This is a genomic window from Nocardia sp. NPDC052112 (assembly GCF_040680135.1).
GTDB lineage: Bacteria > Actinomycetota > Actinomycetes > Mycobacteriales > Mycobacteriaceae > Nocardia.
The window spans coordinates 365,727-391,939 of sequence record NZ_JBFAWD010000004.1 but is presented as its reverse complement, the minus strand read 5'-3'; the positions used below and the strand labels follow the sequence as shown (position 1 = coordinate 391,939).

28 protein-coding genes are annotated in these 26,213 nt (G+C 65.4%); 16 read left to right on the top strand and 12 right to left on the bottom strand.

The genetic code is table 11. From position 1 onward, the window contains the following. Window positions 1-67 precede the first annotated feature (67 nt). The gene (locus tag AB0L58_RS10305; protein ID WP_364384185.1) at window positions 68-988 is read left to right on the top strand and encodes a LysR substrate-binding domain-containing protein; all 921 of its coding nucleotides are present in this window, start codon (window positions 68-70) and stop codon (window positions 986-988) included. 68 nt (window positions 989-1,056) lie between these two features. Here the strand turns inward: AB0L58_RS10305 and AB0L58_RS10300 are convergent, their stop codons facing one another. Beyond that, window positions 1,057-1,404 (bottom strand): SRPBCC domain-containing protein, encoded by a 348-nt coding sequence (locus AB0L58_RS10300; RefSeq protein ID WP_364384182.1) that lies wholly within the window; start codon window positions 1,402-1,404, stop codon window positions 1,057-1,059. A 64-nt stretch (window positions 1,405-1,468) separates the two neighbouring features. Between AB0L58_RS10300 and AB0L58_RS10295 the strand changes: the two genes are divergently transcribed. Beyond that, window positions 1,469-1,630 (top strand): hypothetical protein, encoded by a 162-nt coding sequence (locus AB0L58_RS10295; RefSeq protein ID WP_364384179.1) that lies wholly within the window; start codon window positions 1,469-1,471, stop codon window positions 1,628-1,630. A gap of 13 nt (window positions 1,631-1,643) precedes the next feature. On the opposite strand, the gene AB0L58_RS10290 is transcribed toward AB0L58_RS10295, so the two are convergent. Together AB0L58_RS10290 and AB0L58_RS10285 are read right to left on the bottom strand one after the other, a co-directional pair. After that, entirely contained in the window at window positions 1,644-2,363 is a 720-nt protein-coding gene (locus AB0L58_RS10290; RefSeq protein ID WP_364384176.1) for a DsbA family oxidoreductase, read from the bottom strand. Window positions 2,364-2,404: 41 nt separating this feature from the next. After that, the gene (locus AB0L58_RS10285; protein WP_364384173.1) at window positions 2,405-3,061 is read right to left on the bottom strand and encodes a TetR/AcrR family transcriptional regulator; all 657 of its coding nucleotides are present in this window, start codon (window positions 3,059-3,061) and stop codon (window positions 2,405-2,407) included. Between the two features lie 71 nt (window positions 3,062-3,132). Here AB0L58_RS10285 and AB0L58_RS10280 point away from each other — a divergent pair, with 71 nt between their 5' ends. Together AB0L58_RS10280 and AB0L58_RS10275 are read left to right on the top strand one after the other, a co-directional pair. Next, window positions 3,133-4,554, top strand: a complete 1,422-nt coding sequence (locus AB0L58_RS10280) for an MFS transporter (protein WP_364384170.1) — start codon at window positions 3,133-3,135, stop codon at window positions 4,552-4,554. A 189-nt stretch (window positions 4,555-4,743) separates the two neighbouring features. Continuing rightward, entirely contained in the window at window positions 4,744-5,376 is a 633-nt protein-coding gene (locus AB0L58_RS10275) for a hypothetical protein (RefSeq protein WP_364384167.1), read from the top strand. A 9-nt stretch (window positions 5,377-5,385) separates the two neighbouring features. Here the strand turns inward: AB0L58_RS10275 and AB0L58_RS10270 are convergent, their stop codons facing one another. Further along, on the bottom strand, window positions 5,386-6,321 hold the full coding sequence (locus tag AB0L58_RS10270; protein ID WP_364384164.1) for an alpha/beta hydrolase: 936 nt from the start codon (window positions 6,319-6,321) through the stop codon (window positions 5,386-5,388). A 49-nt stretch (window positions 6,322-6,370) separates the two neighbouring features. On the opposite strand from AB0L58_RS10270, the gene AB0L58_RS10265 reads away from it, so the two are divergent. Together AB0L58_RS10265 and AB0L58_RS10260 are read left to right on the top strand one after the other, a co-directional pair. Then, window positions 6,371-6,787, top strand: a complete 417-nt coding sequence (locus tag AB0L58_RS10265) for a MerR family transcriptional regulator (protein ID WP_364384161.1) — start codon at window positions 6,371-6,373, stop codon at window positions 6,785-6,787. Between the two features lie 36 nt (window positions 6,788-6,823). Then, a complete protein-coding gene (locus tag AB0L58_RS10260; protein WP_364384158.1) occupies window positions 6,824-7,993 on the top strand; it encodes an AI-2E family transporter in 1,170 nt (389 codons plus the stop codon). An 85-nt stretch (window positions 7,994-8,078) separates the two neighbouring features. Here AB0L58_RS10260 and AB0L58_RS10255 read toward each other — a convergent pair whose 3' ends face one another. After that, window positions 8,079-8,411 (bottom strand): hypothetical protein, encoded by a 333-nt coding sequence (locus tag AB0L58_RS10255; RefSeq protein ID WP_364384155.1) that lies wholly within the window; start codon window positions 8,409-8,411, stop codon window positions 8,079-8,081. A gap of 402 nt (window positions 8,412-8,813) precedes the next feature. On the opposite strand from AB0L58_RS10255, the gene AB0L58_RS10250 reads away from it, so the two are divergent. The 3 genes from AB0L58_RS10250 to AB0L58_RS10240 are packed head-to-tail and all read left to right on the top strand — an operon-like array spanning window position 8,814 to window position 12,240. Further along, window positions 8,814-9,863 carry a helix-turn-helix transcriptional regulator gene (locus AB0L58_RS10250; RefSeq protein ID WP_364384152.1) on the top strand — a complete coding sequence of 350 codons (1,050 nt, stop codon included), beginning with the start codon at window positions 8,814-8,816 and terminating at the stop codon, window positions 9,861-9,863. Then, the gene (locus AB0L58_RS10245; protein ID WP_364384150.1) at window positions 9,860-11,308 is read left to right on the top strand and encodes a pyridoxal phosphate-dependent aminotransferase; all 1,449 of its coding nucleotides are present in this window, start codon (window positions 9,860-9,862) and stop codon (window positions 11,306-11,308) included. The genes AB0L58_RS10250 and AB0L58_RS10245 overlap by 4 nt, the downstream gene beginning before the upstream one ends. Beyond that, window positions 11,305-12,240 (top strand): hypothetical protein, encoded by a 936-nt coding sequence (locus AB0L58_RS10240; protein ID WP_364384147.1) that lies wholly within the window; start codon window positions 11,305-11,307, stop codon window positions 12,238-12,240. Before AB0L58_RS10245 ends, AB0L58_RS10240 begins: the two co-directional genes overlap by 4 nt. On the opposite strand, the gene AB0L58_RS10235 is transcribed toward AB0L58_RS10240, so the two are convergent. Then, window positions 12,224-13,531: a family 1 glycosylhydrolase gene (locus AB0L58_RS10235; RefSeq protein ID WP_364384144.1), complete on the bottom strand. Its 1,308-nt coding sequence runs from the start codon at window positions 13,529-13,531 to the stop codon at window positions 12,224-12,226. The genes AB0L58_RS10240 and AB0L58_RS10235 overlap by 17 nt on opposite strands. 94 nt (window positions 13,532-13,625) lie before the next feature. Between AB0L58_RS10235 and AB0L58_RS10230 the strand changes: the two genes are divergently transcribed. After that, complete coding sequence (locus AB0L58_RS10230) at window positions 13,626-14,192, top strand: helix-turn-helix domain-containing protein (RefSeq protein ID WP_364384141.1); 567 nt, start codon at window positions 13,626-13,628, stop codon at window positions 14,190-14,192. 348 nt (window positions 14,193-14,540) lie between these two features. On the opposite strand, the gene AB0L58_RS10225 is transcribed toward AB0L58_RS10230, so the two are convergent. Both AB0L58_RS10225 and AB0L58_RS10220 read right to left on the bottom strand, forming a co-directional pair. Beyond that, complete coding sequence (locus tag AB0L58_RS10225) at window positions 14,541-14,900, bottom strand: DUF2218 domain-containing protein (protein WP_364384138.1); 360 nt, start codon at window positions 14,898-14,900, stop codon at window positions 14,541-14,543. A gap of 6 nt (window positions 14,901-14,906) precedes the next feature. Further along, window positions 14,907-15,527: a class I SAM-dependent methyltransferase gene (locus AB0L58_RS10220; RefSeq protein WP_364384136.1), complete on the bottom strand. Its 621-nt coding sequence runs from the start codon at window positions 15,525-15,527 to the stop codon at window positions 14,907-14,909. Window positions 15,528-15,632: 105 nt separating this feature from the next. On the opposite strand from AB0L58_RS10220, the gene AB0L58_RS10215 reads away from it, so the two are divergent. After that, the gene (locus AB0L58_RS10215) at window positions 15,633-16,226 is read left to right on the top strand and encodes a TetR/AcrR family transcriptional regulator (protein WP_364384133.1); all 594 of its coding nucleotides are present in this window, start codon (window positions 15,633-15,635) and stop codon (window positions 16,224-16,226) included. Here the strand turns inward: AB0L58_RS10215 and AB0L58_RS10210 are convergent. The 3 genes from AB0L58_RS10210 to AB0L58_RS10200 all read right to left on the bottom strand — a co-directional run bounded on the left by AB0L58_RS10210 (window position 16,206) and on the right by AB0L58_RS10200 (window position 19,756). Then, complete coding sequence (locus tag AB0L58_RS10210) at window positions 16,206-17,378, bottom strand: permease (protein WP_364384131.1); 1,173 nt, start codon at window positions 17,376-17,378, stop codon at window positions 16,206-16,208. The two genes, AB0L58_RS10215 and AB0L58_RS10210, sit on opposite strands and share 21 nt — an antisense overlap. Before the next feature lie 217 nt (window positions 17,379-17,595). Beyond that, a complete protein-coding gene (locus AB0L58_RS10205) occupies window positions 17,596-18,717 on the bottom strand; it encodes a metallophosphoesterase (protein ID WP_364384128.1) in 1,122 nt (373 codons plus the stop codon). A gap of 118 nt (window positions 18,718-18,835) precedes the next feature. After that, a complete protein-coding gene (locus AB0L58_RS10200) occupies window positions 18,836-19,756 on the bottom strand; it encodes an alpha/beta fold hydrolase (protein WP_364384125.1) in 921 nt (306 codons plus the stop codon). Between the two features lie 181 nt (window positions 19,757-19,937). Between AB0L58_RS10200 and AB0L58_RS10195 the strand changes: the two genes are divergently transcribed. Beyond that, a complete protein-coding gene (locus AB0L58_RS10195) occupies window positions 19,938-21,158 on the top strand; it encodes a hypothetical protein (protein WP_364384122.1) in 1,221 nt (406 codons plus the stop codon). A 258-nt stretch (window positions 21,159-21,416) separates the two neighbouring features. Beyond that, window positions 21,417-23,438, top strand: a complete 2,022-nt coding sequence (locus tag AB0L58_RS10190) for a glycosyltransferase family 39 protein (RefSeq protein ID WP_364384119.1) — start codon at window positions 21,417-21,419, stop codon at window positions 23,436-23,438. Here AB0L58_RS10190 and AB0L58_RS10185 read toward each other — a convergent pair. Next, a complete protein-coding gene (locus tag AB0L58_RS10185; RefSeq protein WP_364384116.1) occupies window positions 23,411-24,013 on the bottom strand; it encodes a carboxymuconolactone decarboxylase family protein in 603 nt (200 codons plus the stop codon). The two genes, AB0L58_RS10190 and AB0L58_RS10185, sit on opposite strands and share 28 nt — an antisense overlap. Before the next feature lie 58 nt (window positions 24,014-24,071). Here AB0L58_RS10185 and AB0L58_RS10180 point away from each other — a divergent pair, with 58 nt between their 5' ends. The 3 genes from AB0L58_RS10180 (at window position 24,072) to AB0L58_RS10170 (ending at window position 26,209) form a co-directional block, all read left to right on the top strand. Further along, window positions 24,072-24,422 carry a helix-turn-helix domain-containing protein gene (locus AB0L58_RS10180; RefSeq protein ID WP_364384113.1) on the top strand — a complete coding sequence of 117 codons (351 nt, stop codon included), beginning with the start codon at window positions 24,072-24,074 and terminating at the stop codon, window positions 24,420-24,422. 40 nt (window positions 24,423-24,462) lie between these two features. After that, window positions 24,463-25,035, top strand: coding sequence for a TetR/AcrR family transcriptional regulator (locus tag AB0L58_RS10175; protein WP_364384110.1), 573 nt, complete (start codon window positions 24,463-24,465; stop codon window positions 25,033-25,035). 133 nt (window positions 25,036-25,168) lie between these two features. Further along, window positions 25,169-26,209 carry a medium chain dehydrogenase/reductase family protein gene (locus tag AB0L58_RS10170; protein ID WP_364384107.1) on the top strand — a complete coding sequence of 347 codons (1,041 nt, stop codon included), beginning with the start codon at window positions 25,169-25,171 and terminating at the stop codon, window positions 26,207-26,209. The last annotated feature ends 4 nt before the right edge of the window (window positions 26,210-26,213 follow it).

The window sequence follows — 26,213 nt, the reverse complement described above, 5'->3', positions numbered from 1 at the left end:
TCCGAGCATCGGGTCCATCTCACATTTCCGGCTGCGCTGTTCGGCAGAGCCGCACAACAATGGGCCTATGCTGAATCCTTGGCGACTGCGCCTACTCAGTCAGCTCGACTCGCTCGGCACCGTCCGCGCGGTTGCGCAGGCGGCCCACCTCAGTGCGTCCAGCGTGTCCCAGCAGCTCGCGGTGCTGGAGGCCGAAACCCGCACCCAGCTGCTGGAACGCACCGGCCGCCGGGTCCGGCTCACCCCCGCCGGGTTGATGTTGGCGCGCCGCGCGCGGGCCATTCTCGATCAGATGGACAGCGTCGAGGCGGAGCTGCGCGGTCTCGGCGAGGAACCGGTCGGGTCGGTCCGACTCGGCGCATTCCAGAGCGCCATCCACTCCTTGTGCGTGCCCGTGGTGACGCGCCTCGCGCAGATGCATCCGCATCTCGATATCGAACTGATCGAACTGGAACCGCACCAGAGCATGCCCGCGCTGCGGGTCGGCGACGCCGACATCATCATCACCACAACCGATTTCGTCGAACATCCGCTCGGCTCGGATGTGGATATCGTGCCGCTGGCAACCGATCCGATCGTGCTCGTGCTGCCGCCGGCGCGCGCCGCCCGCGGGCCCGCCGATCTCGCGGCCTATGCCGATGCCCCGTGGGCGTTCGATATGCCGAAGTCGTATATGGCGAATCTGGCCACCCGGCTGTGCCGGGAATCCGGATTCGAACCGCGGGTGGTCTGCCGATTCAGCAACTACCTGATGACACTGCAGCACGTCGAAGCGGGACTTTCGATCGCCATGCTCCCCGGCCTTGCGGTCGATCCGCGCTATCGCGTCGCGACCCGGGAACTCGCCAACCCGGTCACCCGGACGATTACCGCTGTCATTCGCCGCGGCGCACCACCGCGGGCGGCTGTCGATATCGTTCTCGAGGAGTTGCGTCGGATTCGGGACCTACCGGTCGACCCCCGGCTCGCGCGTATCGCACACTCGTGAACCGCGGCAGCACCGCAAAGCCACCAACGGCGCGGCCGAACCTCGAACCCGGTGACGGTTCGGATCTGTCAGCCGTCGACCCGCGGGTCGATGGGTTCGACACCCAACTCCTCGGCGCACTGCTTATTGAGCTCGGACCAGCCGTAATTCATGGCTGCCCTGCCGACGATCGGGCCGATGGGAGTGCCCGTCAGCAGTAGTGCGGCCACGTCGAGGCAGATGTGCCAGCCTGCGGCCATCATCGCGGCCATCGCGCGATCGGAGAGCTGGTGGGTCAGGCGCAGGCGGGTGCCGGCGGTGTTGTCGGTCAGTTCCCAGCGCAATACATCACTGCCCCAGGTGAATTCGAGCAGCGTCGGCTGGTCTGCCACGGCGATCTCACCCGGCAGCTCCTGCCGGGTGTCGCCGTCGATCATGATGAGTCCGGAAAGCTGGTCAACGCTGCGGCATGAGCCACGCTGACCGGACTATCGTCGAGGTATGGGCGTTATCGGTGAACTGTTCCCGGGGCAGAAGCTGGCCGATGAGGGCAGCGAGGACAGCGACGGTCAAGTGCATCGGCCGCGCGTCGAGATCGATCTCGACGCGGGTGTGGTGCGCCTCGGTCCCGTCAGCGAGTCGACCACGGAAGAAGCTGAATAGGACTGTGCCGCAGTTAATTCCGTGCGGGTAGTGCGCATCCGTCGGGGCCGCAGACGTCGGTGTCGCCGATGGTTCGAATGACCGGTTCCCGGTCGGCCCAGGCCTGGTCCAGTGCTTGGGCGAAAACCTCGGATGGTTGGGCGCCGGATACGCCGTATTTGCGGTCGAAGACGAAGAACGGGACGCCGTGGGCGCCGAGTTGTGCGGCTTCCTGCTCGTCGGCGCGAACGGCGTCGGCGTAGGCATTCGGGTCGTCGAGGACGGCGCGCGCGGCTGACTCGTCGAGTCCGGCGGTGACGGCCAGGCGCACCAGGCGCTCGCTATCGGCGAACAGGGACTGCTCTTCGGCGAAATTCGCGTGGTAGAGGGCGTCGAGGAGGGCGTCCTGTTTGCCCTCGGCGAGGGCGGAATGCAGCAGGCGGTGCATATCGAAGGAGCTGCCGTAGTCGCGGCCCTCGGTCAGGTACGGCAGGCCGATCGCGGCGGCTTGTGCGCCGATGCCGCGTTCATTGGCGGCGGCCTGCGCCTCGGTGATCCCGTACTTGTGTGCGATCTTGGCGACCACCGGGCCGGATTCGTCGGCAGGCAGGGTCGGATCCAATTCGAACGAGCGGTGCACCACCTCGACGTCGGCGCGGTGCGGGAAGTCGACCAGTGCCTGCTCGAACCGCTTCTTGCCCAGGTAGCAGAAGGGACAGTTGATATCGGTCCAGATCTCGACCCGCACGGTCAACCTCGCTCTCGTTGGAACCCTCGGGTTTCACAACAGCTCGGTTACCGGATGTGTTCCCCGGTGACCGGTGCCTGCCAGATGCCCGCGATCGCGTCGATGAGTCCGGTGCCGTAGTCGTACCAGTTCGCGCGCGGTCCGGTCCGGCCGTCGGCGAGGGTGCGTTCGAATTCGGCGCAGCCGTGCACCATGAGGTGTCGGGCCATATCCCGACGCTCCTCGCGGACCTCCGGCGGCAGATCGGACAGGCAGCGGTCGAAGCCCTCGACGATTCGTTGCAGCGACGGTGAGCTCAGCGCTTCTTCGTACATGATGATGCGCAGTGTCGGATCGGTTATCACCTGCGCGCCGAAACGGGCGTACCAACTGGGGGAGCCGAGGTCGGCGTAGTGCTCGGTGACCGGCCGGACCAGGCACGAAACCAAGTCGTGCAGCTCGGTCGAACCGGGATGCGCGGCCAGCAGACGCATCCGGTGCTGCTCGATCGGCTCGGTATGTTTGCGCACGATCGCTCGCACCAGATCGCTCTTGGTGCCGAAGTGATATCCGACGGCGGCATTATTTCCCTGGCCCGCCGCCTCGCTGACCTGCCGATTCGAAATCGCGAAGACGCCGTGCTCGGCGAAGAGCCGCTCGGCCGCCGACAGGATGGCTTCCTTGGTGGTCGCGGTCCGGTCCGGACGGGTGATGTTGCCGCTCATGTCGTTGCTCATGGTAACCGCTCTGTTAAGTCAGTTGCAGTAAGTCAGTCACTTGATTTAATGTCCTTTGAATGGCTAACGTCCTCACCGCGCCGGAAGTCGCCACCCCACCTCGCACCAATGTCGTCGTCGCCGTGCTCGCCGCGGGCGGCATCGTGGTGTCGCTCATGCAGACCCTGGTGATTCCGTTGCTGCCGCAGTTGCCAAAACTGTTGGGGGCCAGTGCATCCGATACCGCGTGGGCGATTACCGCGACGCTGCTCGCGGCGGCTGTCGCCACGCCGGTCATGGGGCGGCTCGGCGATATGTACGGCAAACGACGGATGCTGCTGGTCAGCCTGGCACTGCTGGTGGCGGGGTCGGCGCTGGGCGGGCTCAGCGATAGCCTCGCGCCCATGGTGTGCGCTCGCGCCCTGCAGGGGCTCGCGGCCGGTGTCATCCCGTTGGGCATCAGTATCATGCGCGACGAACTGCCCGCCGAAAAGCTCGGTGCGGCAACCGCTTTGATGAGTGCGTCACTCGGCGTCGGCGGTGCGCTCGGGCTGCCCGCGGCCGCCTTCCTCGCCGAACATGCCGACTGGCATGTGCTGTTCTGGACCGCGGCGGGCGCGGGCGTGATCGTCACCGTGCTGGTCTTTCTGCTGGTGCCGGAGTCCGCGCAACGCTCCGGTGGCACCTTCGACCTGCCGGGTGCGGTGGGCCTGTCGGCGGCGCTGATCTCCCTGCTGTTGGCGGTGTCCAAGGGCGCGGGCTGGGGTTGGACCAGCGGCCTGACGCTCGGACTGTTCGCGATAGGTGTGGTGGCACTGCTGGTTTGGGGTTGGTGGGAGCTGCGTGTCACGCAGCCGCTGGTGGATCTGCGCACCACCGCGCGGCATCAGGTGCTGATCACCAACATGGCGTCGGCGGCCTTCGGATTCGCCATGCTTGCCCAGTCGCTGGTGATTCCGCAGGTGCTGCAGCTACCCGAGGCCACCGGATATGGACTCGGCCGGTCGATGATGGCCGTCGGTCTGGTGATGGCGCCGTCGGGTCTGGTGATGATGCTGATCGCCCCGCTCTCCGCGCGCATCAGCGCGCTCAGCGGCCCGCGCACCACGCTCATCGTGGGTGCGATCGTCGTGGCCGCCGGATACGGTCTCGGCATCGAATTCATGTCCGCCATCTGGGGTTTGGTGTTCGTGTCCTGCGTGATCGGCGCGGGTATCGGCCTGGCCTATGGCGCGATGCCCGCCCTGATCATGTCGGCGGTACCCGTCACCGAAACCGCCGCGGCCAATGCGCTCAACACCCTGATGCGTTCCATCGGAACCTCCATCGCCAGTGCGGTGACCGGCGTGGTGATCGCGCAGCTGACCATCTCGCTCGGCGGGACCGAACTGCCGTCGGAAAACGCGTTCCGGATGGTGTTGGTGATCGCGGCGGTCGCGGCCCTCGCCGCCGGTGCGCTCGCCGCATTCCTGCCGCGGCGGGCGGCGGTCGCCACCGACTGAGGTTCCCACTGGAGGTGAGTCGACGTGTTCTTCGCCACTTAAGCTGAGCTCATGGAGCAGCCGACCTCCTCCCGAGCCATTGCATCTCGACACGGGACCGCTCCGCCGAGAGCGATCCAAGGCCGCGCCGCGGAGCTCGCAGAGCTCCGGGCGCGACTGGGACCGCTCCGATGTTATTGGGGCTATATCGTGGCCGCGGTCGGTAGTACGGCCACACTCATCCTGCTGTTCCAGTCGTGGATCACCGCGCAAGGGCCCGACGGCAAGGTCGCCGCCAATGCCTTCGGTCGACTCGAAATAACCACGAACTACCTGAACGTCTGGTCGCAAGCGAAGCCCAAAACCCCGCCGGTCACCAGCGCGTGGGCCATTCTCGCCAGCGCCGCCATCATCATCGCGCTCTGCGCCATCCTGCTGAACATCCGCCTTCGCAGCGAGCTTCTGGCCCGCCTGACGACCTTTTCGTTGGCGTGTGCCGCGCTTTTCGTGGTCCTCTGCCTGATCTACCTCAATAGCAAAGGCGCTGAACTCAAGGCCATGACCGCGCGCACCTATGACCTGGGCGGGCAAATCGGACAGGTAATAAACTGGGCTACCGGTCGCGGCAAACTCGTTGTCCCTGGCACCGCTACCTACACCTACGCATCCGCCGGTCTTACCCACTGGGGATTTCTCGCTGTGGTGACCTCCCTCGGTTCGACCCTGGCCGCCATAGCGCAATGGCTGACCGTGCGTCGCGCGTCCGACAATCCGGTCCGCTTGTCGTGGCGGATGCCCGTTGTCGTTTCGCGATCATCTTCGAACCCCGATACCACCACCTGACGCAATTCGCTACCGAGCGAATACCTTCCGCAGCGCCGTCGCCGCGTCGAGTCGGGCGCGCTTGCTGGCGTCGAAGGGATGCCGGACGAATTCGTGAATCATCCCCGGATAGCGGGTGACCGTGACCGGAACCCCAGCCTCCTCGAGTCGCTGACCGTACTGTTCGCCCTCGTCCCGCAGGGCGTCGTATTCCGCGGTGACAATGAGCGCCGGAGGCAGTCCGGCCAGGTCGGAGGCGAGCAGTGGGGAAACCCGCGGGTCGAGCTTCTCCTCGGCATTGTTCAGGTAGCTGTCCATGAACCAGTGCTGGGCGTCGCGGCTGATATTTCCATACTTGCCCGCGTACTCCGTGATGCTGAAATTCGTTCTGCGGAAATCGAGATCCGGGTAGATCAGCAGTTGGAAGATCAGTGCCGGACCGCCGTTGTCGCGTGCCATGTGTGCGACAACCGCTGCCAGATTGCCGCCCGCACTGTCACCGCCGACGGCAATGCGAGTGGCGTCGACGCCGATACTCGCCGCGTGCTCTGCGACCCACTGTGTCGCGCGGTAGCAAGCGTCGGGTGCTGCCGGAAATTTGTGTTCCGGAGCCAGGGGATAGTCGACGGACACCACCACGCATTCGGCACCGTTCGCCAAACTGCGGCACAGTCCGTCATGGGTGTCCGGATCGCCGAGCATGAAGCCACCGCCGTGGAAGAACACCAGTGCCGGGAAGGGGCCATCGCCCTGCGGGGTATAGATCCGGAGCCCGCCTATGCCCGGGACAGTGCGGTTCTCGATATCGGCAATGGGTTCCGGATCGCCGAGCAAGGCGATCGCGCCCCGCCATCCCGCGCGAGCCTGCTCCGGGGTAAAGGTATGCACCGAGCCGAAATCCGCGCGGGCGAGACGGTCCAGATACGCCTGAACTTGGGGGTGCAGCTCTTCTCTTGTTTCGTTCATTCGCCTATCGTCTGACTTGAAGCACGCTTCAAGTCAAGGAGTGATTATTGTGCTCGATATCGCGGAGGTGGCCGCGCGTTCCGGATTGGCGCCGTCGGCGCTGCGGTACTACGAGAAGCGCGGACTCATCGAATCCGAGGGCCGCAATGGTCTACGGCGCACCTATCGTCCCGAGGTGCTCGACCGCCTTGCGCTCGTATCCTGCGCTCGCGCAGCGGGTTTCACACTCGCGCAGATCGCTCGGTTCCTCGTGGCCACACCCGCGGATACGGAAATCCGTGCGCATATGGCGCTGAAGGCCCGGCAGTTGGACGAGGACATCGCCCGACTCACCCGCATGCGCGACAGCCTCCGCCATGCCGCTACGTGTACCCACCAGCCGCTGGTCGAGTGCCCGGACTTCAAGCAGACGTTCGATGACACCCGATGGGAACCGGTCGACGCCGCAGCGCGCAGCGGGTCGTAACCGGGAATTCGCTGACGGTTGGGCGACACTGGGTCGGTGGCCGCCAACCCACCCTCGGATGCCGCCGACGCCGGCCCACCCGACGATCGCGAATCGCGTGATCGCATGCCGAGTTGGCTGCCGCGCGCGATGGTGCTGGCCTTTATCCTGCTCGGCCTGTTCGAACTCGGTAACTGGGCGGCGCATCGGCTGATCGGCCTATTCGTCATCGTGCTCGTCGCCTTCTTCGTCTCACTGGCGATGGAGCCCGCGGTCGACAACCTCGCCGCGCGCGGTATGCCGCGCGGCGTAGCCACCGGACTCGTTTTCATCCTGCTGTTCGGCTGTGTGGCGGGCTTCAGCGCGGCACTGGGCACCCTGCTGGTCGACACCGTCGGCAAGGTGGTCGATGAATTGCCCCGGCTGCTCAATGAACTCGTCGACTGGATCAACCGGACCTTCCACCAGGACTTCACGGTGGACCAGTTGCGCGAGCGGCTGCTGAAGGATTCGAATGTGATCAGCGGATACGCCGAGCGTGCCGCGAACAATGCCTGGGGACTGTCGAACACGATCCTGGGCGGGCTGGTCCGGTTCCTGATGATCGCGCTGTTCAGCATCTATCTGACCGCGGACGGACCGAAGATGCGGCGTGCGGTGTGTTCGCTGCTGCCGCCGCGCCGCCACGACACCGTGTTGCGGGCCTGGGATCTGGCCATCGAGAAGACCGGCGGATATCTCTACAGTCGCGCTGTGCTCGCGGTGATATCCGCGGTGGCACACGCGATCTTCCTGGCACTGCTCGGACTGCCCAACGCGCTCGCGCTCGGCATCTGGTTCGGCGTGATCGCCTCGTTCGTCCCGACCGTCGGCACGTATATCGCTGGAATACTGCCGATTCTGGTGGCGCTCACCATCCATCCGATCGATGCGTTGTGGATCCTGATTTTCGTGGTGGTGTATCAGCAGTTCCAGGACTACATCCTGCAGCCGCGCATTACCGCGCGTACGGTCGATGTGAATCCGGCCGTCGCGCTGCTCGCGGTGCTGGCCGGTGGTGCGCTGCTCGGCGCGGTCGGTGCGCTGCTGGCGATTCCGGCGACGGCCACCGTGCAGGCCTTTCTCGGCCTGTATGTGCGGCGCTACGATGTCGCCGACGATCCACGAATTGCGCGGACTGCGCGAAAGCCGCGCTCCGCCAAGCATATTCGGCGTTCCGACTCGTGAAACAGAGTCCGGCGAGTCGTGCTCGCCGGACTCTGTTTCGTCGCGACGTCAGGTGGCGCCGACCCCTCCGCGGCGCCAACTGCCGTTACGCGGCCGGTGTGGTCGGTACCGCGATGCGGCAGTCGGCGTCGGTTTGACGTCGGTCGCGTTCGACGATGCGGGCGTGCAGCAGCACAACCGCCTTGGCCAATTCGAGGCCGAGGTCGGCGGCCCGGATGGCGGCGATTTCCATGGCGAGCACGTAATCTTCGGGATCCGGATCGCTCAGGGTCTCGTCGAGCACCATGCCGGTCATGGCTTGCTCCCGCGTCAGCAGTCGGCCGGGCAACCAGCTGAGAGCCCAGCCGCTGCCGGTGTCGTGGGCGGTTTCGGGGGTGATGTCGCTGGTGATCAACCAGTCGGTCAGCCGTAGTGTCATGACCCCTCCCTTGGTCGATCGAAACCATCTGCCCCGGAATCGGTCTCCGGATCAGATGTGACGCTGACAACAATGCTATGGATCGCCACTTCTGGATGTCAACTAAGCATAGAAGCTATCTAATGATATTTCTCAATCAATATTGCTTAGATTCAGGCAAATTCAGTCTGATATATCTGAAATATGTTCCAATTGGGCAGCTTTGAGTGCCATCATGCGCAAACCAGGACATCGGTATCGGAGTGGCCTCGCGCAATTTCCAACCATCCGTACGGGTTCCAGCGATCGACCAGAAAACTTGCATCATCGCTATCGCTGGCTGGCGGCGTAACGTGGCTATGATGACGTCAGATGACACATCGTGAGCATTGAAATCCGAGTGCAGGGAATAGGAGGCGTGGCATGGCTGGCTCAGGGCCGGAGGGGGAGCAGGTCGGGGATCTGGTCCGTCGGCTCCGCACGGAACGCGGGTTCACCCAGGCCGCACTCGCGGCCAAGGCGGGTTGTTCGCGCAGTCTGATCCAGCAGATCGAGAACGGGACTCGGGTACCACCGCTACCGCTGCGCGAACGTCTCAGCCTGGCGCTCGGCCAGGAATTGCCCACCGCCGGCGGTATCGCCGACGACCTCGCCGGCGGCGCGTACCACGATCTGCGCATGCGCTTCAATGTCCTGCTCGGCAAGGACCCTGAACTCGTCGAGCGGGCGCTCGGCGTCGCGGGCAGTCTGATCGATGCGACCTCCGCGCGAGAGGAGATCGAACCGCTGCGCATGATCGCGGATCGACAGTTGGAGCGGGCCGAGGAAATCCTGGCGCAGATCCCCTCGCGCAGTGCGACCGTCTGGGAATGGAATACCGTCAGCGACTGGTTGATGATCCTCGAGCAGGCCAAGGCATCCGTCCGCGCGATCCACACCGCCGACCTGGGCACCATCGGCGGCGACGTCGGTGACGACTATCACGCCGCGATCCTGCGCCTGGCCGATACCACCCACCCGCCCCGCATCGATGTGCGCCGCATGTATGTCCTCGACACGATCGAGGATGTGTGGCCCTATGACGATAAATTGTGGAAACAGGCGCGGGCCGGTGTCGAGAGCGTGCTGGTCAAGCGTGAGCACGCGCGCAATGCGCAGAGCATGCTGATCGTCGACGAAAAGTACGTCGCCGTAGGTGAATACGACTATTCCCGGCAGGCGCGCGTCGCGACCAGGTTCTCGGCATTGAAGCACGATGTCGCATTCGCGGTGCGCCGGTTCGAGCGCCTTTATGAGCTCAAGCTCGCCGATTCTGGCATTGTCGTCAACGATATCGTCGCGTCAGCGGCGCTGGCCGGTTACGAGCGCCTTACCGAGGGCGATTGCCGCGGTCTGTTCCGTGCGGCACTGGAACAGAGTTGGCGCGAGATGACCGCGCCGGGAGAGCCGTCCGTCGAAGGTGAGGTGTCGTGACTCGGCAGACTGATACCGATCGGCTGCCTTGGCGGACACCGGCCCCCAGTCTTGCCGCCCGCACCAATCGCTCCGAGGAGCGCAAGCGGGAAGTGCGTCGACATCTGGGTATCCGGCCGCAGTTCGCGGGAACGGGCGATCGGACGTATTCGGATGTGCTGGACGCCTATCACGGCGAGACCGGGCTGGCACTGGCCGAAAGCGCCGTCCCGGCATTGGATCTGGCATGGCGCGAGCTGCTGCATACCCGACCGCCGGACGAATACGCCGACGGTACGCTGTATCACAAGCGGCAGCCACTGGTTTTGCGAGAATTGGCCGCGCACAAGCTGTTCGGGCGATTGACCGAACCGATCGACGGGGTTCCCGGAGTTCGGGTGTCGCCGGAGGAGGTCATCGTCTGCCCGTATTCGAGCACCATGCTGCTCGAGGAGGCGGTCGCGACGCTCGCCCGGCCCGGTGGTGTGATCGTGTATCCGGAAGGCCTGTACAAGAGTTCGGGCATTCATGTGGAGAAGTACGGTCTGCGGATGCAGGCGTGCCCGGTCGCGCCCGACGACTCCTTCAAGATCGATCCCGAGCTGCTGGCGTCCTGCCTGGATTACTTCGCCGAACGTGACGAACTGTGCGGGGTGCTGCTCACACTGCCCGGAAATCCGGTATTCACCGATTATTCGGCCGAGGAGATGCTGGCGATCGGTCGAGTGCTGGCCGAGCGTGGCGTACCGGTCATCTGCGACATGGCCTTCGATTGCATGGTGGCACAGCACATTCCGATTGCCGCAGTGGAAGTCGCCACCGACCGCGGTGTGCGTCGGCTCTATGACCAGGTGCTCACTATCACCGGAAACTCGAAGGGCTACAACGCCTTCGGTCCATGCAAGTTGGGCGCCGCGTGCTCGGGTGATGCCGAATGGCTGGCCAGGGTTCGAGAGCGGCTCACCATTTCCTTCCAGCGCGAGTCGACGCATCTGGCGCGGGCGATTGTCGGACACACACCCGAGGGTTACTTCGCGGAGAACCGCGTTCGGATGCTCGCCCAGCTGGAACGCGCGCACGGACATATCGATGCGATCAACGCGCGGCTCGGTGCGAAAGCAATTCGGCCGCTGGGCAGTCGGCAGGGCATGTTCCTCAGCGTGGTATTCGACGATGCGCTTCTCGACCAGGCGGGCGTCGGAACCAGCGCGGAGATAGCGGATCTGCTGCTGGCCGGTGCCGGCATCGATAGTGTCGCGCTGGACCGGACCGGGTCCGAGCGCCTCGGTGTTCGTTTCAACGTGCTCGCGCCACGCAAGGCGCCGGGGCATGAGTCGGCGGATCTCGTGGACGAATTATTCGACCGCCTCGAACAGTTGCTGGGTGAGATTCGCAACGGGCTGACTTATCCCAAGGTGTTGGCCGAGTGTGGTCTGCCGGTCATCGAACACGTTGCCGCGCAATGATTGTCGGGGTGCTGCGGGAGACCGCCGCCGAGGAGCGGCGCGTCGCGCTGATTCCGGATGATGTGCGCGGGCTCGCGGGCGTGCGGGTCATCGTGGAACACGATGCGGGCCGGTCCATCGGGTTCGATGACGCGGATTACGTCGCAGCCGGAGCGCAGGTGGGCGAGCGTGCGGAGATCTTCGCGCGCTCCGATGTGGTTGTTTGGGTGAAACCTCCGACGTATCAATTGGATTCGGCGCGCTCGGGTATGACCGTCCTCGGATTCCAGGACCCGCTGCATCGCCACGATGTGATTGCGGGCCTGCGCGCACGGGGTGTCGAATCCATCGGCTACGAAGCCGTTCCGCACTCCCGCCCCGATATCGACGCGCTCTCGGCGATGAGCCGGATAGCGGGGGAGGTCGCCTACGAGCAGGGGCGGCAACTCCTATCGATCGATGGGCCGGTGCGTGCGCTGATCCTCGGCTGCGGACAGGCCGGACGCTCCGCCATCGCCGCCGCGGCCGCCCACGGCGACGAGCCGACCGCGATGGGCAACCATCCGGAACAGGAATCCACGGCAATCCGGTACGGTGCCAAGGCCTTCCTGCCGAATCCGGATGCGCTGCACGCGCACTTGGCGGCGGAAACACCCGACCTGATCGTCTGCGCCGCGGTGCACCGTGGCTCCCGTGGTCCACTGCTGCTCGACGCTACCGCACTCGACGCACTCCGCCCCGGCACGGTGATCGTCGATCTCGTCGCCAAATCGGGCGGCAATTGCGTTGCCGTCGTCCCGGATCGCACCGTAACCCTGCCCAACGGCGTAGTTGTCACGCACCGGTCGAACTACCCGACCCTGCGTCCGTCGGAAGCCAGCCACGCCTACAGCGCGGCCACCGCGGCCCTGCTGCGGAATCGTTTCCCGACTGCGTTCAGCGCGGAACCATGACCGGGTCGGTGCAGCTGGCTGCCGCGTCGACCAGTGAGCAGGGTCGAGGTGCCCGGGTGGGGCGGTAGTCGCCGGGGACACCGTTGTCGCGGGTGATCGCGGTGTAGGCGGGTACCGCGTCGGTGGGCTTGCGGGTGAGCGCCGGATCGGTCAGCGCATCGACGGTGTAGAGGCCGAAACGTGGTGTGTAGCTGCCCCATTCGTAGTTGTCGGTGAGGCTCCAGTAGTTGTAGCCGATCACATTCATGCCGTCGGCCTTGGCACGTTGGACCCAGTAGATGGTGTCACGCAGATCGTCGCCGCGGGTGTAGCCGTCGGCACGGGGATTGCCGTTCTCGGTGGGCATGCCGTTCTCCACGATGTAGAGCGGCTTACCCGGAAATCGGCGGGAATAGTGTTGCAGCGCATAGTAGATGCCCTCGGGCTGCAGCGGGTTCTTCCAGAGCTCGGTCAGGTTTTCCACCTGTGCGGTGGCGGTATCCGGGGACAGGCCGTAGTAGTAGTCGATGCCGACGTAGTCGAGTCGGGCGGCGATCTTGTCGATGAACGGCATGTTGACCACATCCTCGCCGGCCGGGATGTAGGCCACATTGCTGGTGACCATGGCACCGGGCTGCACCAGGTGGATATGGTCGTAGATGGCGTTGTGCGCCTGGGCGAGTCGGTCCTGCATACCGGGCACATCGGCGATCTGGAGTCCGCCGTGGCGCAGTTCGTTCAGGCCGTAGAAGGTGGGTTCGTTGAAGGTAACCCAGAGCGGGTTGTGTGCGGCGTAGCGGTCCACGACCGTACGGGCATTGGCAAGCCAGTCCGTGACCATATCCGGGTTGTGCCAGCCACCCCGATCGACCTCCCAACCGGGGAACACCCAGTGGTCCAGGGTGATCATCGGCCGCATACCGGCGGCCTCGATCTTTCCGATCACCTTGTCGTAGAAGTGAAATCCCTCCTCCGACCACACACCCGGCTGTGGCTGCACGCGCGCCCATTCGACGCTGATCCGGTACACCTTCACACCCAAGCCCGCGGCCAGATCGATATCGGAGGCATAGCGGCTGTAGAAGTCGACCGAATCCCGGTACGGGTCATCGGTTTTGCCCGCCGCGACATATCGGCTCCAATTGCTGTCCGGCGCATGGCCTTCGGACTGATAGCCGGACGCCGCGACACCCCAGAGGAACTCCGGGCCGAGCGGGGCGACCTGCGCGGGTGGCTCCGGCCGCGCGAAGGCGGGGGAACTCGGCACGAGTGCGGCGGCCAAGGCGGCCACCCAGAGGGCGCGGAGTCGCATCGGATGGTGCTCCTGTTCATCGAGGGCTGTAAAACCGTACAATGCTCGGTTTTCGCTGACAAGACCGTGATCGGTTCGTGCCTACACTGGCCGGATGGCGAAACGGGGTCCCTACGGCAAGGGTATACAGCGACGGGAGCAGATCCTCGATGCCGTGCTGCGCACCATCGCCGAGCGTGGCTATTCGGCCACCTCGGTCGCGGAACTGGCGGAGGCGGTCGGCCTGAGCCAGAGCGGACTCCTGCACTACTTCGGCTCGAAAGAGGAGCTGTTCGTCGCCGTACTGCGCAAGCGCGACGAATCCGATGTCGCCGCATTTCGCGGCTCCGCACCCGAGGCGTTCATCGAGGTGGTCCGCCGCAATGCGGAGGTACCCGGACTGATCGAGCTGTTCACCCATATGCAGGCTGCCGCCTCGGACCCACACCACCCGGCACACGACTACATGCGCCAACGTTATCGTCTCGGCACCCAAGGCTTTTCCTACGCGCTACAGCAGATGCAGTCCGCAGGCAGCCTGTCGGCGGATATCGACACCGACGCCGCGGCAACCATGATTTTCGCCCTCGCCGACGGCCTACAGGCCCGCTGGCTGATCGACCCGACCATCGATATGGCGACCCAACTCGAACAGGCTTGGCGCCGCTACACCGGCGACTGAGTCGCACGCTACCCCGAGTCGTCCTGCAGCTTCAGGTACCAATGCGCCAGATTTTTGCGCGTCGTGGAGATGTCGGGTGATCGCCTCCGAGTGTTCGCAGCTGCCACTCACCCGAAAATACGCGCCGCCCACAAACGGCGCGGCCAACTCGTATGGGCCCGCACCCGGCGGCATCGGACAATCAGCCCGACCTTCCCGATCAGCGCTATGCCCCATCGTGCCGATGCAGGCTGCGGACCGGTGTCAGTTGGGTATTGCCCAGCCTGTCGGCCCTGAATGTATTGCGATAGTGCGGATTACGCTCAGAGCGCGCAGCGGCAGGGTGGCGACCCGTTGGCCGGAGGCGGGTCATCGCGCACTTCCGGTGCCGTCGTCGATCGACTGCCACGGCGCGGTGAGTCCGAAGCGGTTCAGGTCGTGGGTGACGATCTCTTGGATGCGTTGCAGGGCTTGGTCGTCGGTCGCTTCGATGTGGGCGATCAGTGTGTCGGTGTCGTCACTCAGTACGCATCGTCCCCATGGGGAGAACGTGACGGTGGTCTGGGTGTCGGTCGATTCGACGTGTAGTTGCACCTCCGCGCGGACTCCGCCAGCATGTCCGCGCATACGGGACGCGCGCGGCGAGCTCATTGCGCTTGCGTGCGAGGTGAATTGGTGGCGGTACCGGCCGGGGCGGTCGGTTGGGATGCGGGCTTCGATGGTCGGCATCGTCGATCACATCCGGGTTATCGTGGCCAGCCACGCGTGGACGCCGCCGGGTTCGGGGTTTATCGCGATGCTGGATTCCTCGATGGATTCGATCCGCCAGCCGTCCGCGAAAGCGGTGGTGATGTCGTCGCGGTGGAGCCGGTGCGGACCCCAGGTGCCGGGCTGGCGGTCACTGAAGCCGAGCATGAAGTAGCGGCCACCCGGAACCAACGCCGCGGCAAGACTTTCCACATAAGACCCGCGCGCCTCGGCGGTGAAGATATGGAACAGGCCGCAATCGAGCACCGTATCGAAGGTTTCGCCGAGTTCGGCCAGGTGCATGGCGTCGTGGCGGCGCAACTGCACCTCGAGGCCGCGCGCCTGAGCCTTCTGCCGTGCGAGCCGGATGGCTTGTGCCGATTGATCTATGCCGACCGCGTGGTGGCCGAGTCGCGCGGCCAGCAGCGCGTGTTCACCGGTACCGCAGCCGATATCGAGCACTCGGCCGTGTAGTCGGCCGGACTCGGCGAGTGCCTGGAAGGCGGGTTGCGGTCGGTCGATATCCCACGGCGGCTTGGCGGTGTAGAGGTCAGCGGGTCCCGCGGGTCGCGGGTGGTCGGGGTGAGGATCGTGGGTCGGCGTGAACATATGCCGTCTCCTATCGAGTGCTGGCGGAGGCCATAACCTGGTGAAATTCAATTTATCGAGACATAGTGTCTATAGTCAAGCTGGTGTGTATGCACCATGGTCGAGATGTATAGTCGGGTGGTGCCCAAGCTGTGGAACGAGACGATCGAGGCGCACCGCCAGCAGGTGCGCGACGCGATCCTGGACGGCACGGCGGAACTGGTGTTCGAGCACGGGTTGCGAGCGGTGACGATGTCGCAGGTGGCCGCGCGTGCCGGCATCGGGCGGGCGACGCTGTACAAGTACTTTTCCGACGTCGACACCATCCTGCGTACTTGGCATGCCCGCCAGATCGATACGCACATCGGTGAGCTCGTGCGTGTGCGAGACGGTGCGGGCACGGCGGGTGAACGGCTCGACGCGGTGCTGGCCGCATACGCGCATATCACCCGGCAAACCCGTAGTCACGACCGCGAATTGGTGCGATTCCTGCACCCCGACGAGCAGATCCGCAACGCACAGGAGCAGTTGCGCGCAATGATCCGGCAGCTGATCGAGGAGGGGGCCGAGGCGGGTGAACTCCGCGACGATGTACCCGCCGGCGAACTGGCCAACTATTGCCTGCACGCACTCGCCGGCGCGGCCGAACTCGGCACGGAAGCCGCTGTCGCCCGGCTGGTTTCGGTGACGATGAACGGATTACATTCCGGCGTGCGGTGAGTCGTGATCGTGTCTGGTGTCGGGGGCGCCGCCCATCATGCGCAGCATCGGAATTCCGCCGGTGCGGATGAAGATGGTGACCATAGCGCCGGCGAGGATGAGGAAGGCGATATTCAGCCAGGTGGTGTAGTTCCACCGGATGCCTTCCGACATCACCATGGCATTGCGCTCGGTGGGAATGAGACCTGTGGTGCCGAAGAGGATTTCGACGACATATCCGGCGCCGACCATGGCGGCGTAGAAGGTTCCGAGCAGGGTGAGAGTCATGCGGATGCCGTAGTACTTGCGGTAGATATTGAGGATCGGCAGGATCAGCAGGTCGGCGTAGATGAAGGCGATTACGCCGCCGAAGCTGATACCGCCGTTCCACAGCACCACGGCCAGTGGCACATTGCCGATCGAGCAGACGAACGACAGGATCGCCACCAGCGGCCCGACGATCGGTCCCCAAATGGCCGACAGCAGTGGATGATCGGTGAGGAAGAAGTTCTGCCAGAATGTCTCGGGCACCCATGCGCCGATCGCGCCCGCGATGAGCAGACCGATCACGAGGTCGCGCAGAATCGCGGCCCATTCCATCACGAATACATGGGAGACCGCGGTCAGCCCCGACCTTGACAGCAACCTTCGCGCGAAGGAGCCTTCGCCGGCGACCGCCATATCCATGGCCGCATGGCCCTCCATCGATCCGGCGAGTCCGCGATCGGCTTGGCGGCGAGCCTCGTCGACCAGCTCGGGCCGCACAAATAATCGGAAAAGGGCCGCGAGCAGCACGATCATGATGGGCCCACCGACGAATTCGGCCGCGGTGAATTGCCAGCCCATGAGCAGCGCCAATAGGACGCCGAGTTCGATGACGAGATTGGTGGAGCCGATTTCGAACGCCATCGCGGCGGTGAAGTTCGCACCCTTGCGGAACAGCGAACGAGCCAGCGCAACGGCCGCATACGAGCAGGACGAGGAGGCCGCGCCGAGCCCGGCGGCAATGGCCAGGGTGCGCGGCCGATCCTCGCCCAGCAGCCGCAGCACGGTCGACTTGCGCACCACCGCTTGCACGACGGCCGAAAGCGCGAAGCCGAGGATCAATGCCCAGAGGATCTCCCAGGTCATCGACCCGGCCAGCGATAGCGCGTGCCCGATTTCGTTCACCACGACCTCGTCTCGGTGGGGATCAGGGCGATCACGCCGACCGCCCTGCGCGGCAAGCTATACCCCCACCGGGTAACCGTCAAGCCGCCACTCGGGTTGTCGCGCTGAACTGCTGCTGGCCCGATGCGGCACCGGTCCTGGCTTGGATGCCTTTCGGATCTGCGCGCCGGATCGTCGCCGATGTGCTCGACTCGTCAGGCCGGACCGCCGCAGAATTCGTTCAGGCGCTGCGTAAGACGAGGACGGTGATTTCACTGGGCGCGAAGACCCGGAATTGCGGCCCCCAGAAGCCGGTGCCACGGCTGGTATAGAGCTGGGTTTCGCCGTGCCGGCTCAGACCCGCGACCACGGGTTGTTCGAGACGGACCAGATAGTGGAAGGGCCAGATCTGGCCGCCGTGGGTGTGACCGGAAATCTGCAGAGCCACCCCGGCCGCGGCGGCCTCGGTGACCTGCCGGGGCTGATGGGCCAGCAGGACGACCGGTGCGTCCGGGGCCGCGCCCGCGAGCGCGGCGGGGAGGTCGGGCCCGTGGCCGGGCAGGCCGACGCCGGTGGGGTCGTCGATGCCCGCGAGCACCAGCCGGTCGTCGCCGCGGGTGATCGTCTCGTGTTGGTTGTGCAGCGGCTGCCAGCCGATCGAGCTCATATGCTCGATCCAGCCCGGTGCGTCGCCGAAGTATTCGTGATTGCCGGTGATGTAGAACCGCCCGAGCGGCGCCTCGATCTTGCCGAGCGGATCGACCTGCGGATGCCGCTTCGCGACCGAACCGTCAGCGAGATCGCCTGCATGGCAAGCGATATCGGGCTGCTGGGCATTGACCACATCGACGATCTTCTCCGACCACCGCAGCCGGTCCAACGCGGCGTAGTGGGTATCGGTGATGACCACCATGCGCAGTCCGTCGAGTGCGGGGCCGAGCCCGCGGATCGCGATATCGAGGGTGCGAACCCGAGGCACCCGGCGCGCCTCGAGCACACCCCAGACCGACAGTGCGGCGGCGATCACGAATACCCCGGCGGCGACGATCCTGGAGCGCGCCGGATCGTCCACGCCGCTGATCGCCAATCCGAGCCCGACCACATTGCCGAGCACCGACCAGCTGAAAACCACCCACATCAGGCCAAGCAACGTGTCGCCGACAATGGATGCCCCATCGTGCTGCCGTGGCCCATGGCCGAGAAACATCGCCGCGGGCAGGCATAGGAAACCAGCAAGGAAAACCGCCGATCCGAGCCAGCGCAGCGGCCCGTCGGTCGTGGCACCGATCAAGGTCCACCACGGCACCAGGAAAAGCAGGGCGGGAATCGCCAGAAACAGGACGATACGCGGAACGTATTTCACGAAAGTTCAATCCTCGCGGGGGACGGCGCGGCGCACGGTCCCACCACCGGAGCACCATGGGTGCCATCGACGATAACAGCGTTCACACAACCGCGTTGGTGCCGACAATTCGCGCAGTTCAGCTCCGGCAGGGGAGTCCGCGATACGACGGATCGAGGGCTTTCTGCACGACGTAGCCGACGGTGGGAGATTTCGGTAGCGCGCCGTGGTCGTAGTCATCGTCCGGGCATAGGTCCTGCACCCAGACATTGTCGACTGTCGCCCCGATCCCGGCGGTGAGGAAGGTGGTCTCGGGTGGGGTGACGACCCGATCGAGATGGCTGGCGATAACCGTGTAGTTGACCCCGGGCTCGGTATCGCCCCCGGCATTGAGACTGCGCAGGAATTCACTGTCGATCAGTTGTTGCGGCGCGGCCACGCCCAGATACCTCGCGATCAGACCGAGAATCGGCGCCTGCGCACTTCCGGTCGGCAGCAGAAAGCCGAGCCCTTCCGCGGTGGTGCCGTGGTTGGTCGCCGCGATGGTGACCAGATGGTCCACCTTGTTATCCGCCGGATTCCGCTGATTCGCGCCGCCCTCGAAGCGCATGAATTGCCGCACCAGCGGGCCGCCCTGGGAATGCGCGACGATATCCACCTTCGGCACGCCGGTGGCTGCGCGCACCTCATCGACGAATCCCGCGATTTCTCTGGCCGAGTTGCGCATATCCGCGGTGCCGTAGACGCCGGGTTGCGCACCTCGGAGGCTGGAAATCGCGCGCCCGTAACTCAGCGAAAATACACAGTAACCCTGCGCTTTCAGCTGTGGCGCGAGCACATCCCAGGCGTTCTGATTCCCCCAGGTGCCGTGCACCAGGACAACGGGTTGGGGATGCGCCGCCGACGGGCGGCAGGTCCAGTCATTGGCACCGGCCGGTGGCACGCTCCCGTCCGAGTCGGTGTCGTCGGCATGCGCCGGAACGTGCATGCCGAAGAGCGTGCCGACGAGTACCGCGGGCACAATCATCGATAGGAGAAAGCGCGAACCTTTCGCAAACACCGCAGTGCTCCTTCGCTCACAGATCGGAAAGTGCAAACGAAACTGGCCATCGGCTCGGCGATCTGGGCCGAAACGGCTGTCGATCGCCTGGTTAATAGCATGTCGGCGAATATGTAGCAAATACCTTCGGTCGCCCGGCGCGTCGCGGAAACTACGAGCCTGCGGTGTCACGATGGTCCGTGTGGTCGTTCGACAGGAGCCCGAATTCATGCGCAGCACACCGCATTCGGTAATCGCGCTGCTCGTCGCGGCGCTGCTCGCGGCCCCGGCCTGCGGGTCCGATAACGCGCCGGCGGTTGTGCGCGGCGAGGTTGTCAGCACCACGCCGGTAGCGCAGCTGTCGGCCGAACAGGCCACGACCTATTTGGCCTCCGCGGACATGGGCACTCCCGCCCGCAATGGCGTCGATGCCTACCGCGTCGTCTACCGAACCGTCACTCCGGCGGGTGACCCCACGACGGCGAGCGGCCTGGTGGTTCTGCCGCGCACTGATGCTCGGCGGTTGCGCGTTGTCACCTATGAGCACGGCACGCTGGTGCTGAAGAGCGACGCGCCGTCGGTGAACGACACGCGCGCCGATCGGGCCCGCACCATCATGTTCGCCGCTGCGGGCTACGCGGCGATCGCGCCGGACTATCTCGGCCTCGGCGAGGGGCCGGGCCCGCATCCCTACACCCACGCGCCATCGGAAGTCAGCGCCTCGGTCGATCTACTGCGCGCCGCTCGCACCATGGTCGCCGGACAGCACGATTTCGACCCGGACATCCTGGTCACCGGTTTCTCCCAGGGCGGCCAGGCCGCGACGGCGCTGGGCAAGGCGCTACAGGGCGGTGACGCCCCCGGTTTCGGGCTGGCCGCGCTGGCACCGATCAGTGGCCCCTACGACGTCCAGCACGTCGAGACGCCCGGCGCCGTCGCGGGACGGGTCCTCCCGGCGGTCGCGGTCTTCTATCTCGCCTACTGGATCACGGCGATGAACCGGATCTACCACCTCTATGACCGGCCCGCCGACGCTTTCCAGGAACCCATCGCCGACCGCATCGAACAGCTCTTCGACGGACAGCAGAACGAGATCACCATCGGTACCGCGCTGCCCGTCCGTCCCGAACTCCTGCTGACGCCGAAGTTCCTCGCGCTGGCGCAAGATCCGACCGGAACCGCGCGCGAAGCGGTGGCCGCCAGCGACGGCACCTGCGACTGGACCCCACGCGTTCCGGTCCACCTCTACGCCGCCACCGGCGATCGAAACGTGCTCTACGCCAATGCCGAACACTGTCTGCAAGCCATGCGCACCGACCGAGTCACCCTCACCGATCTCGGCGATATCGATCACTCCGCTACCGCTCGCGTCGCGCTCCCACAGATCCTCGACTGGTTCCAACGCGAAATTCCGGCCACCTGACCGATCTCAGCGGATGCCCAGGGTGTCCGGGTCCGGACCGATGCAACCGACGATGGAACAGCGGGGCGGCCAATCCGCGAACGTCGGCGTTTGCCGAGACGGAGCAGCGGGCCGCAGCCCGGATCGACTGTGGAGCCGATGCCGAAAATAGGTGATCAGTTCGCCAGAATCCCGTGGTCAGCGGGGTTGCGGCAGGCTCACAGCGGACTGACAGGAAACGCAAAGGGGGCCCACCGGGACGACTGTGATACTCCCCAGGTGACAGTGACCAGTGCCCCGGCGTCCCTGCCCGAAACGACCCCACCCGATACGACGCCGCCCGATACGAACCTGCCCGCGACCGCGACCGCGTTGCCACCGATCCGACGATGGGAGCGCATCGGACTAGTGGTGCTGCTGATCGGGACGGCGGTGGCCTATTTGTGGAATATCACCGTCAATGCCATGGGCAATGGCTTCTATGCCGCGGCGGCCTGGTCGGGCTCGCGGGATTGGAAGGCGCTGCTGTTCGGCTCACTGGATCCCGGGAATTTCATTACGGTCGACAAGCCGCCGGTATCGCAGTGGGTAATGGGACTTTCCGGTCAGCTGTTCGGTTTCAGCAGTGCGAGCATGTTGATACCGCAGGCGCTCATGGCCGTCGCGACGGTCGCGCTGATGTATGGCGCGGTGACCAGGGCGGCGCGGAGCCGCGGTGCGGGACTGCTCGCCGGTGCCGTCTTCGCGGTGACTCCGGTGGTGGCGTTGATGTTCCGCTTCAACAATCCCGATGCGGTGATGGTCTTGCTGATGACGGCGGGCGCGTACTGCACGATCCGAGCGCTGCGGCAGGCGAGTGCGCGCTGGCTGATGCTGGCCGGTGTCGCGCTCGGCTTCGCATTCCTGGCGAAGATGCTCGAGGGATTGATGGTGTTGCCGGCATTGGGCATCGCCTATCTGATCGTCGCGCCGACCACGGTGCGCAAGCGGCTGTTGCATCTGCTGGCCGCGGGGGCTGCGCTGGTCATCTCGTCCGGCTGGTATGTCGTGCTGACCATCCTGTGGCCGGAATCCACGCGGCCGTATCTGGCCGGATCGACGGATAACACCTTCATGGATCTGGTGCTCGGCTATAACGGCTTCGCCCGCTTCCTGGGGCACAATCACAAGGGCGGCAACCGCTTCGAGCTGCCACCGGGTTACGAAATGCCGCACAATGCCGGGCCCGGACAGGGCTTCGGCGGTTTCGGGTCGGGACCGGACCGGCTGTTCACCGGCGAAATCGGCTATGAAATCTCCTGGTTGCTGCCCGCGGCGATGCTTGCCTTCGTCTTGGTGCTGGCATCCAGGTGGCGTGCGCCGCGCACCGATCTGGTCCGTGGCGCGGCATTGACCTTCGGCTTGTGGCTGATCATCGACGGCATTGCCTTCTCGACCATGAAGGGCGGCATGCACGCGTACTACACCTTGGCGATCGGGCCCGCCGTGGCCGGAATGTTCGCACTCGGTGTGCACGAAATGTGGCGACGTCGCGCTGATGCGTTCGGTCGAATCGGCTCCGCCGCACTCGTTCTCACCGCCGGTGTGTGGTCATTCGTTGTCCTGCAGCGGAATTCGGACTGGCAGCCATGGTTGCGCTGGACGATCATCGTGGTCGCGGTGCTGGTGGCGGTCGGTCTGCTCATCGCATCGCTGCCGGCGGCCGGGCAGCGGCGCCTGCGGGACCGGGTTACCTCGGTGCTGGTGATCGCGGGTGTTATCGCCGGTCTCGGTGGTTCGACGGCATACGCGGTGGCGACGCTGCCGCAGTCGCATACCGGCGGCGGCCCGACGGTCGGTCCGGCCAAGGCGCGCAAGCCCGGTTCCGAACAGCAATCCGAGCTGGGCCGGATCATGGGCGGCAACTTCGCGGAGCCGCAAGTGGTCCGCATGCTGGGCGACACCACGACCCGCTGGTCGGCCGCCGTGGACCGCTCCTCGACCGCGGCTACCCTCGAATTGGCCAGCCGCACTGCGGTTATCGCGATCGGCGGCTTCACCTCCGAGGATCCGGTGCCCACCCTCGATCAGTTCCAGGAACTGGTCCGCACCCACCAGGTTCGCTATTACCTGGCGCAGGAAGTGCAACTGCCCGATTCCTGGCGAGTGCGCAACCAAGGTGGTGACGCGACGCCGGCCCCGGCGGGCGAGCCGTGGCGGCCGGTCGGCCGCAAAGATATCGGCGATTGGGTCGCCCAGCACTACCAGGCCACGCACATCGGCAATATCGCGGTCTACGATCTGTCCGCGGCTCCGAATTGAGCGACCTGCGCCGGAAACCGCCGCGCCCAGGGCTCGAATTCGATTCGGGCGCTGTTGATTACGGTGCTGAGCAAGCGATACCAACCCGCGATGATGATCAGCTCCAGGATCTGATCGTCGGCATAGCGTTCGGCCAGCCGCGTCCAGACGGCATCGGAGATATCCCCGGTGTCGTGCAATTGGTCGGCCAGTCGAACCAGCACGCTGTCCGCGGCGGTCCAGGCCGGATTATCGGCCGGACCGCTTGCGGCGGCGTCGATTTGGGCAGTGGTCAGGCCGACGGCGGGACCCTGGACCACCGCGTGCACGCCCCATTCGTACTCGGCGCCGGCCCGAGCGCAGGTGCGATGGATGACGATCTCGCGATCGCGCGGCGGCACTCGGCCGTGGCCGAGGATTCCGGCGCCGAGCGGGCGCATCCGCGAGAAGAGTTCGTCGTGTACCGCCAGCGTGCGGAACAGCGCCAGCGGCTCGACCGCGGCTTCCGGTGGCATCCACTTCCGCAGTTGCGCATCGATATCGGGTGGGTAGGGCGGGCGCAGTGCGGCGATTCGGGGTGCGGATTCGGTGGTCATTGAGCAAACCTCGTTAGACTGGCATCATGCTTCGAAAAACAGAGCAAGGACGATGCCGATGGTAGCTTCGGAATCCGAAGCAGGCAAGGCGCCGGTGGTCGGCAAGCCTGTGCGCGGGTCGAGCACCGGCCGCCCGATCATGGCGCTGCTGGATCTGCTCGGACGGCGCTGGACGCTGCGGGTGCTGTGGGAATTGCGCGACGGTGCGAGCGTCACCTTTCGTGAATTGCAGAGTCTGACCGGCGGTGTGTCGGCCAGCGTCCTGAACGATCGGCTGCGCGAACTGCGTGCGGTGAACATTGTCGAGACCGATTCGAAGGGTTATCGCCTCACCTGTGACGGCGCCGACCTGGTCGAAGCGTTTGGGCCGCTGCAGGTTTGGGTCCAGCGCTGGTCCGATGACACCTGACGGTCGACAAACCCGACGGAGTGAGTGTATAGTCACTCACATGAGTAGGCGCGGTGTTGTACTTTCTACGTCGGAGATCCGGCGCGAAGCGGTGGTCGATGCCGCGATCGCCGAATTCGCGCAGACCGGATATCACGGGACGCCCATCAATGCCGTGGCGGCGCGGGCGAATATCTCGCCCGCCTACGTATTCAAGCTGTTTCCCGGCAAGGTCGCGCTGTTCGTCGCGGCACTGGACCGGTGCTACGAACTCGTCGAGCGAGCGCTGTCCGCCGGTGCCGCACGGGTCGCCGGTGCCGCGCCGGATGCCATCCTGTACGAAATGGGCGCGGCGTACGCGGAGTTGATCGCAGATCGAAATCTGTTGCTGCTGCAGGTGCACGCACAATCGGCGGTCGATATTCCGGAGGTCGCCGACGCGGTGCGCCGTGGGCTCGAACGCGTGACGACCTTCGCGAAGACGCGTTCCGGCGCCGACGCCGCGGCGGTGCAGCGCTTCATGGCCTACGGCCAACTCTGTCATCTGATCACCACGCTCGAGCTGGACGGCCTCGATGCCGACTGGGCGCGAATGCTGAGTGCCGGTATTCGGCACGTCGATCCGACGACGTGAGTGGGGTCGGCCGGCTGAACTTGTTGTAGCCCTTTCGCTTTCGGCGATCGAGGCGGACCTTGCCCCTGCGGGGCACTTTTTTCGACCACGGAGTGACTGTTTAGTCACTCACCTTGCATCGAAAGGCAATCCGATGAACACCCTGGCAACCCAGATTCTCCTGCCCGGCCCCGTCGATCCGACGGGCTTGCAGGTCACCCACCGCGAGCTGCCCGCACCGGGCGACGGTCAGGCCATGATCGCCGTCGAGGCCAGCGGCGTCTCCTTCGCCGAACAGCAGATGCGCCGTGCCAAGTACTACGACCAGCCGCCGTTCCCGTTCGTCCCGGGCTATGACCTGGTCGGCACGGTGACCGCGCTCGGACCCGGCGCCGATCCGACGCTGCTCGGCCGACGCGTCGCCGCATTGACCAAGATCGGCGGTTGGTCGAGTCATATCGTGCTGCCCGCCGCGGATCTGGTTCCGGTGCCCGATGGGCTGGATGCCGCCGCTGCCGAGACCTTCGTAGTGAACGGCATTACCGCATGGCAGATGTTGTATCGCATCGCCAAGGTTCGCGCGGGTCAGACCATCCTGGTGCACGGCGCCAATGGCGGCGTCGGCTCGACGCTGGTGCAGCTCGCCCGCCACGCCAGCATTCGTGTTATCGGCACGGCGTCGGCACGGCATGCCGAGGCCGTCGCGGCGCTGGGCGCGGAGGCGATCGACTACCGGGGCGATGTGGTGGCGCAGGTTCGAGCGCTTGCGCCGGGTGGGGTCGACGCCGTTTTCGACCATATCGGCGGTCCCGGGATCGTCGACTCGTTCCGCCTGCTCGCAGCCCACGGCACACTGGTCTCCTACGGCACCGCGTCCACCAAGGATGATCCGGGCAACTCGCGCTTGCCGGTACTCGCCCTGGTGGGCCGATTGATCTGGTGGAACCTCGGGCCCAACAAGCGGAATGCGCACTTCTTCAATATCTGGGCCGGTAAGCGCAACCGCACCCGGTTCCGTGCCGCGATTGCGGCCGATCTCGGCGCGGTATTCGAGTTGGCCGCGGCGGGCAGCTTGCGTGCCCAGGTGGCCGCTCGTATCCCGTTGACGGAGGCGGTGCGTGCGCTGGAGCTCGCCGAATCCGGCACCGTCACTGGGAAAGTCGTCCTCGTCACCGGAAATACGCTGCCGCACTGAACCT

Bases quoted from the DNA above. Each gene is read 5' to 3' on its own strand.
- AB0L58_RS10305 (WP_364384185.1), top strand. From the start codon at position 68: ATGCTGAATCCTTGGCGACTGCGCCTACTCAGTCAGCTCGACTCGCTC.
- AB0L58_RS10295 (WP_364384179.1), top strand. From the start codon at position 1,469: ATGGGCGTTATCGGTGAACTGTTCCCGGGGCAGAAGCTGGCCGATGAG.
- AB0L58_RS10220 (WP_364384136.1), bottom strand. From the start codon at position 15,527: ATGTTCACGCCGACCCACGATCCTCACCCCGACCACCCGCGACCCGCG.
- AB0L58_RS10170 (WP_364384107.1), top strand. From the start codon at position 25,169: ATGAACACCCTGGCAACCCAGATTCTCCTGCCCGGCCCCGTCGATCCG.
- AB0L58_RS10250 (WP_364384152.1), top strand. From the start codon at position 8,814: ATGGCTGGCTCAGGGCCGGAGGGGGAGCAGGTCGGGGATCTGGTCCGT.
- AB0L58_RS10235 (WP_364384144.1), bottom strand. From the start codon at position 13,531: ATGCGACTCCGCGCCCTCTGGGTGGCCGCCTTGGCCGCCGCACTCGTG.
- AB0L58_RS10225 (WP_364384138.1), bottom strand. From the start codon at position 14,900: ATGCCGACCATCGAAGCCCGCATCCCAACCGACCGCCCCGGCCGGTAC.
- AB0L58_RS10180 (WP_364384113.1), top strand. From the start codon at position 24,072: ATGGTAGCTTCGGAATCCGAAGCAGGCAAGGCGCCGGTGGTCGGCAAG.
- AB0L58_RS10185 (WP_364384116.1), bottom strand. From the start codon at position 24,013: ATGACCACCGAATCCGCACCCCGAATCGCCGCACTGCGCCCGCCCTAC.
- AB0L58_RS10285 (WP_364384173.1), bottom strand. From the start codon at position 3,061: ATGAGCGGCAACATCACCCGTCCGGACCGGACCGCGACCACCAAGGAA.
- AB0L58_RS10175 (WP_364384110.1), top strand. From the start codon at position 24,463: ATGAGTAGGCGCGGTGTTGTACTTTCTACGTCGGAGATCCGGCGCGAA.
- AB0L58_RS10280 (WP_364384170.1), top strand. From the start codon at position 3,133: ATGGCTAACGTCCTCACCGCGCCGGAAGTCGCCACCCCACCTCGCACC.
- AB0L58_RS10230 (WP_364384141.1), top strand. From the start codon at position 13,626: ATGGCGAAACGGGGTCCCTACGGCAAGGGTATACAGCGACGGGAGCAG.
- AB0L58_RS10300 (WP_364384182.1), bottom strand. From the start codon at position 1,404: ATGATCGACGGCGACACCCGGCAGGAGCTGCCGGGTGAGATCGCCGTG.
- AB0L58_RS10215 (WP_364384133.1), top strand. From the start codon at position 15,633: ATGTATAGTCGGGTGGTGCCCAAGCTGTGGAACGAGACGATCGAGGCG.
- AB0L58_RS10240 (WP_364384147.1), top strand. From the start codon at position 11,305: ATGATTGTCGGGGTGCTGCGGGAGACCGCCGCCGAGGAGCGGCGCGTC.
- AB0L58_RS10270 (WP_364384164.1), bottom strand. From the start codon at position 6,321: ATGAACGAAACAAGAGAAGAGCTGCACCCCCAAGTTCAGGCGTATCTG.
- AB0L58_RS10255 (WP_364384155.1), bottom strand. From the start codon at position 8,411: ATGACACTACGGCTGACCGACTGGTTGATCACCAGCGACATCACCCCC.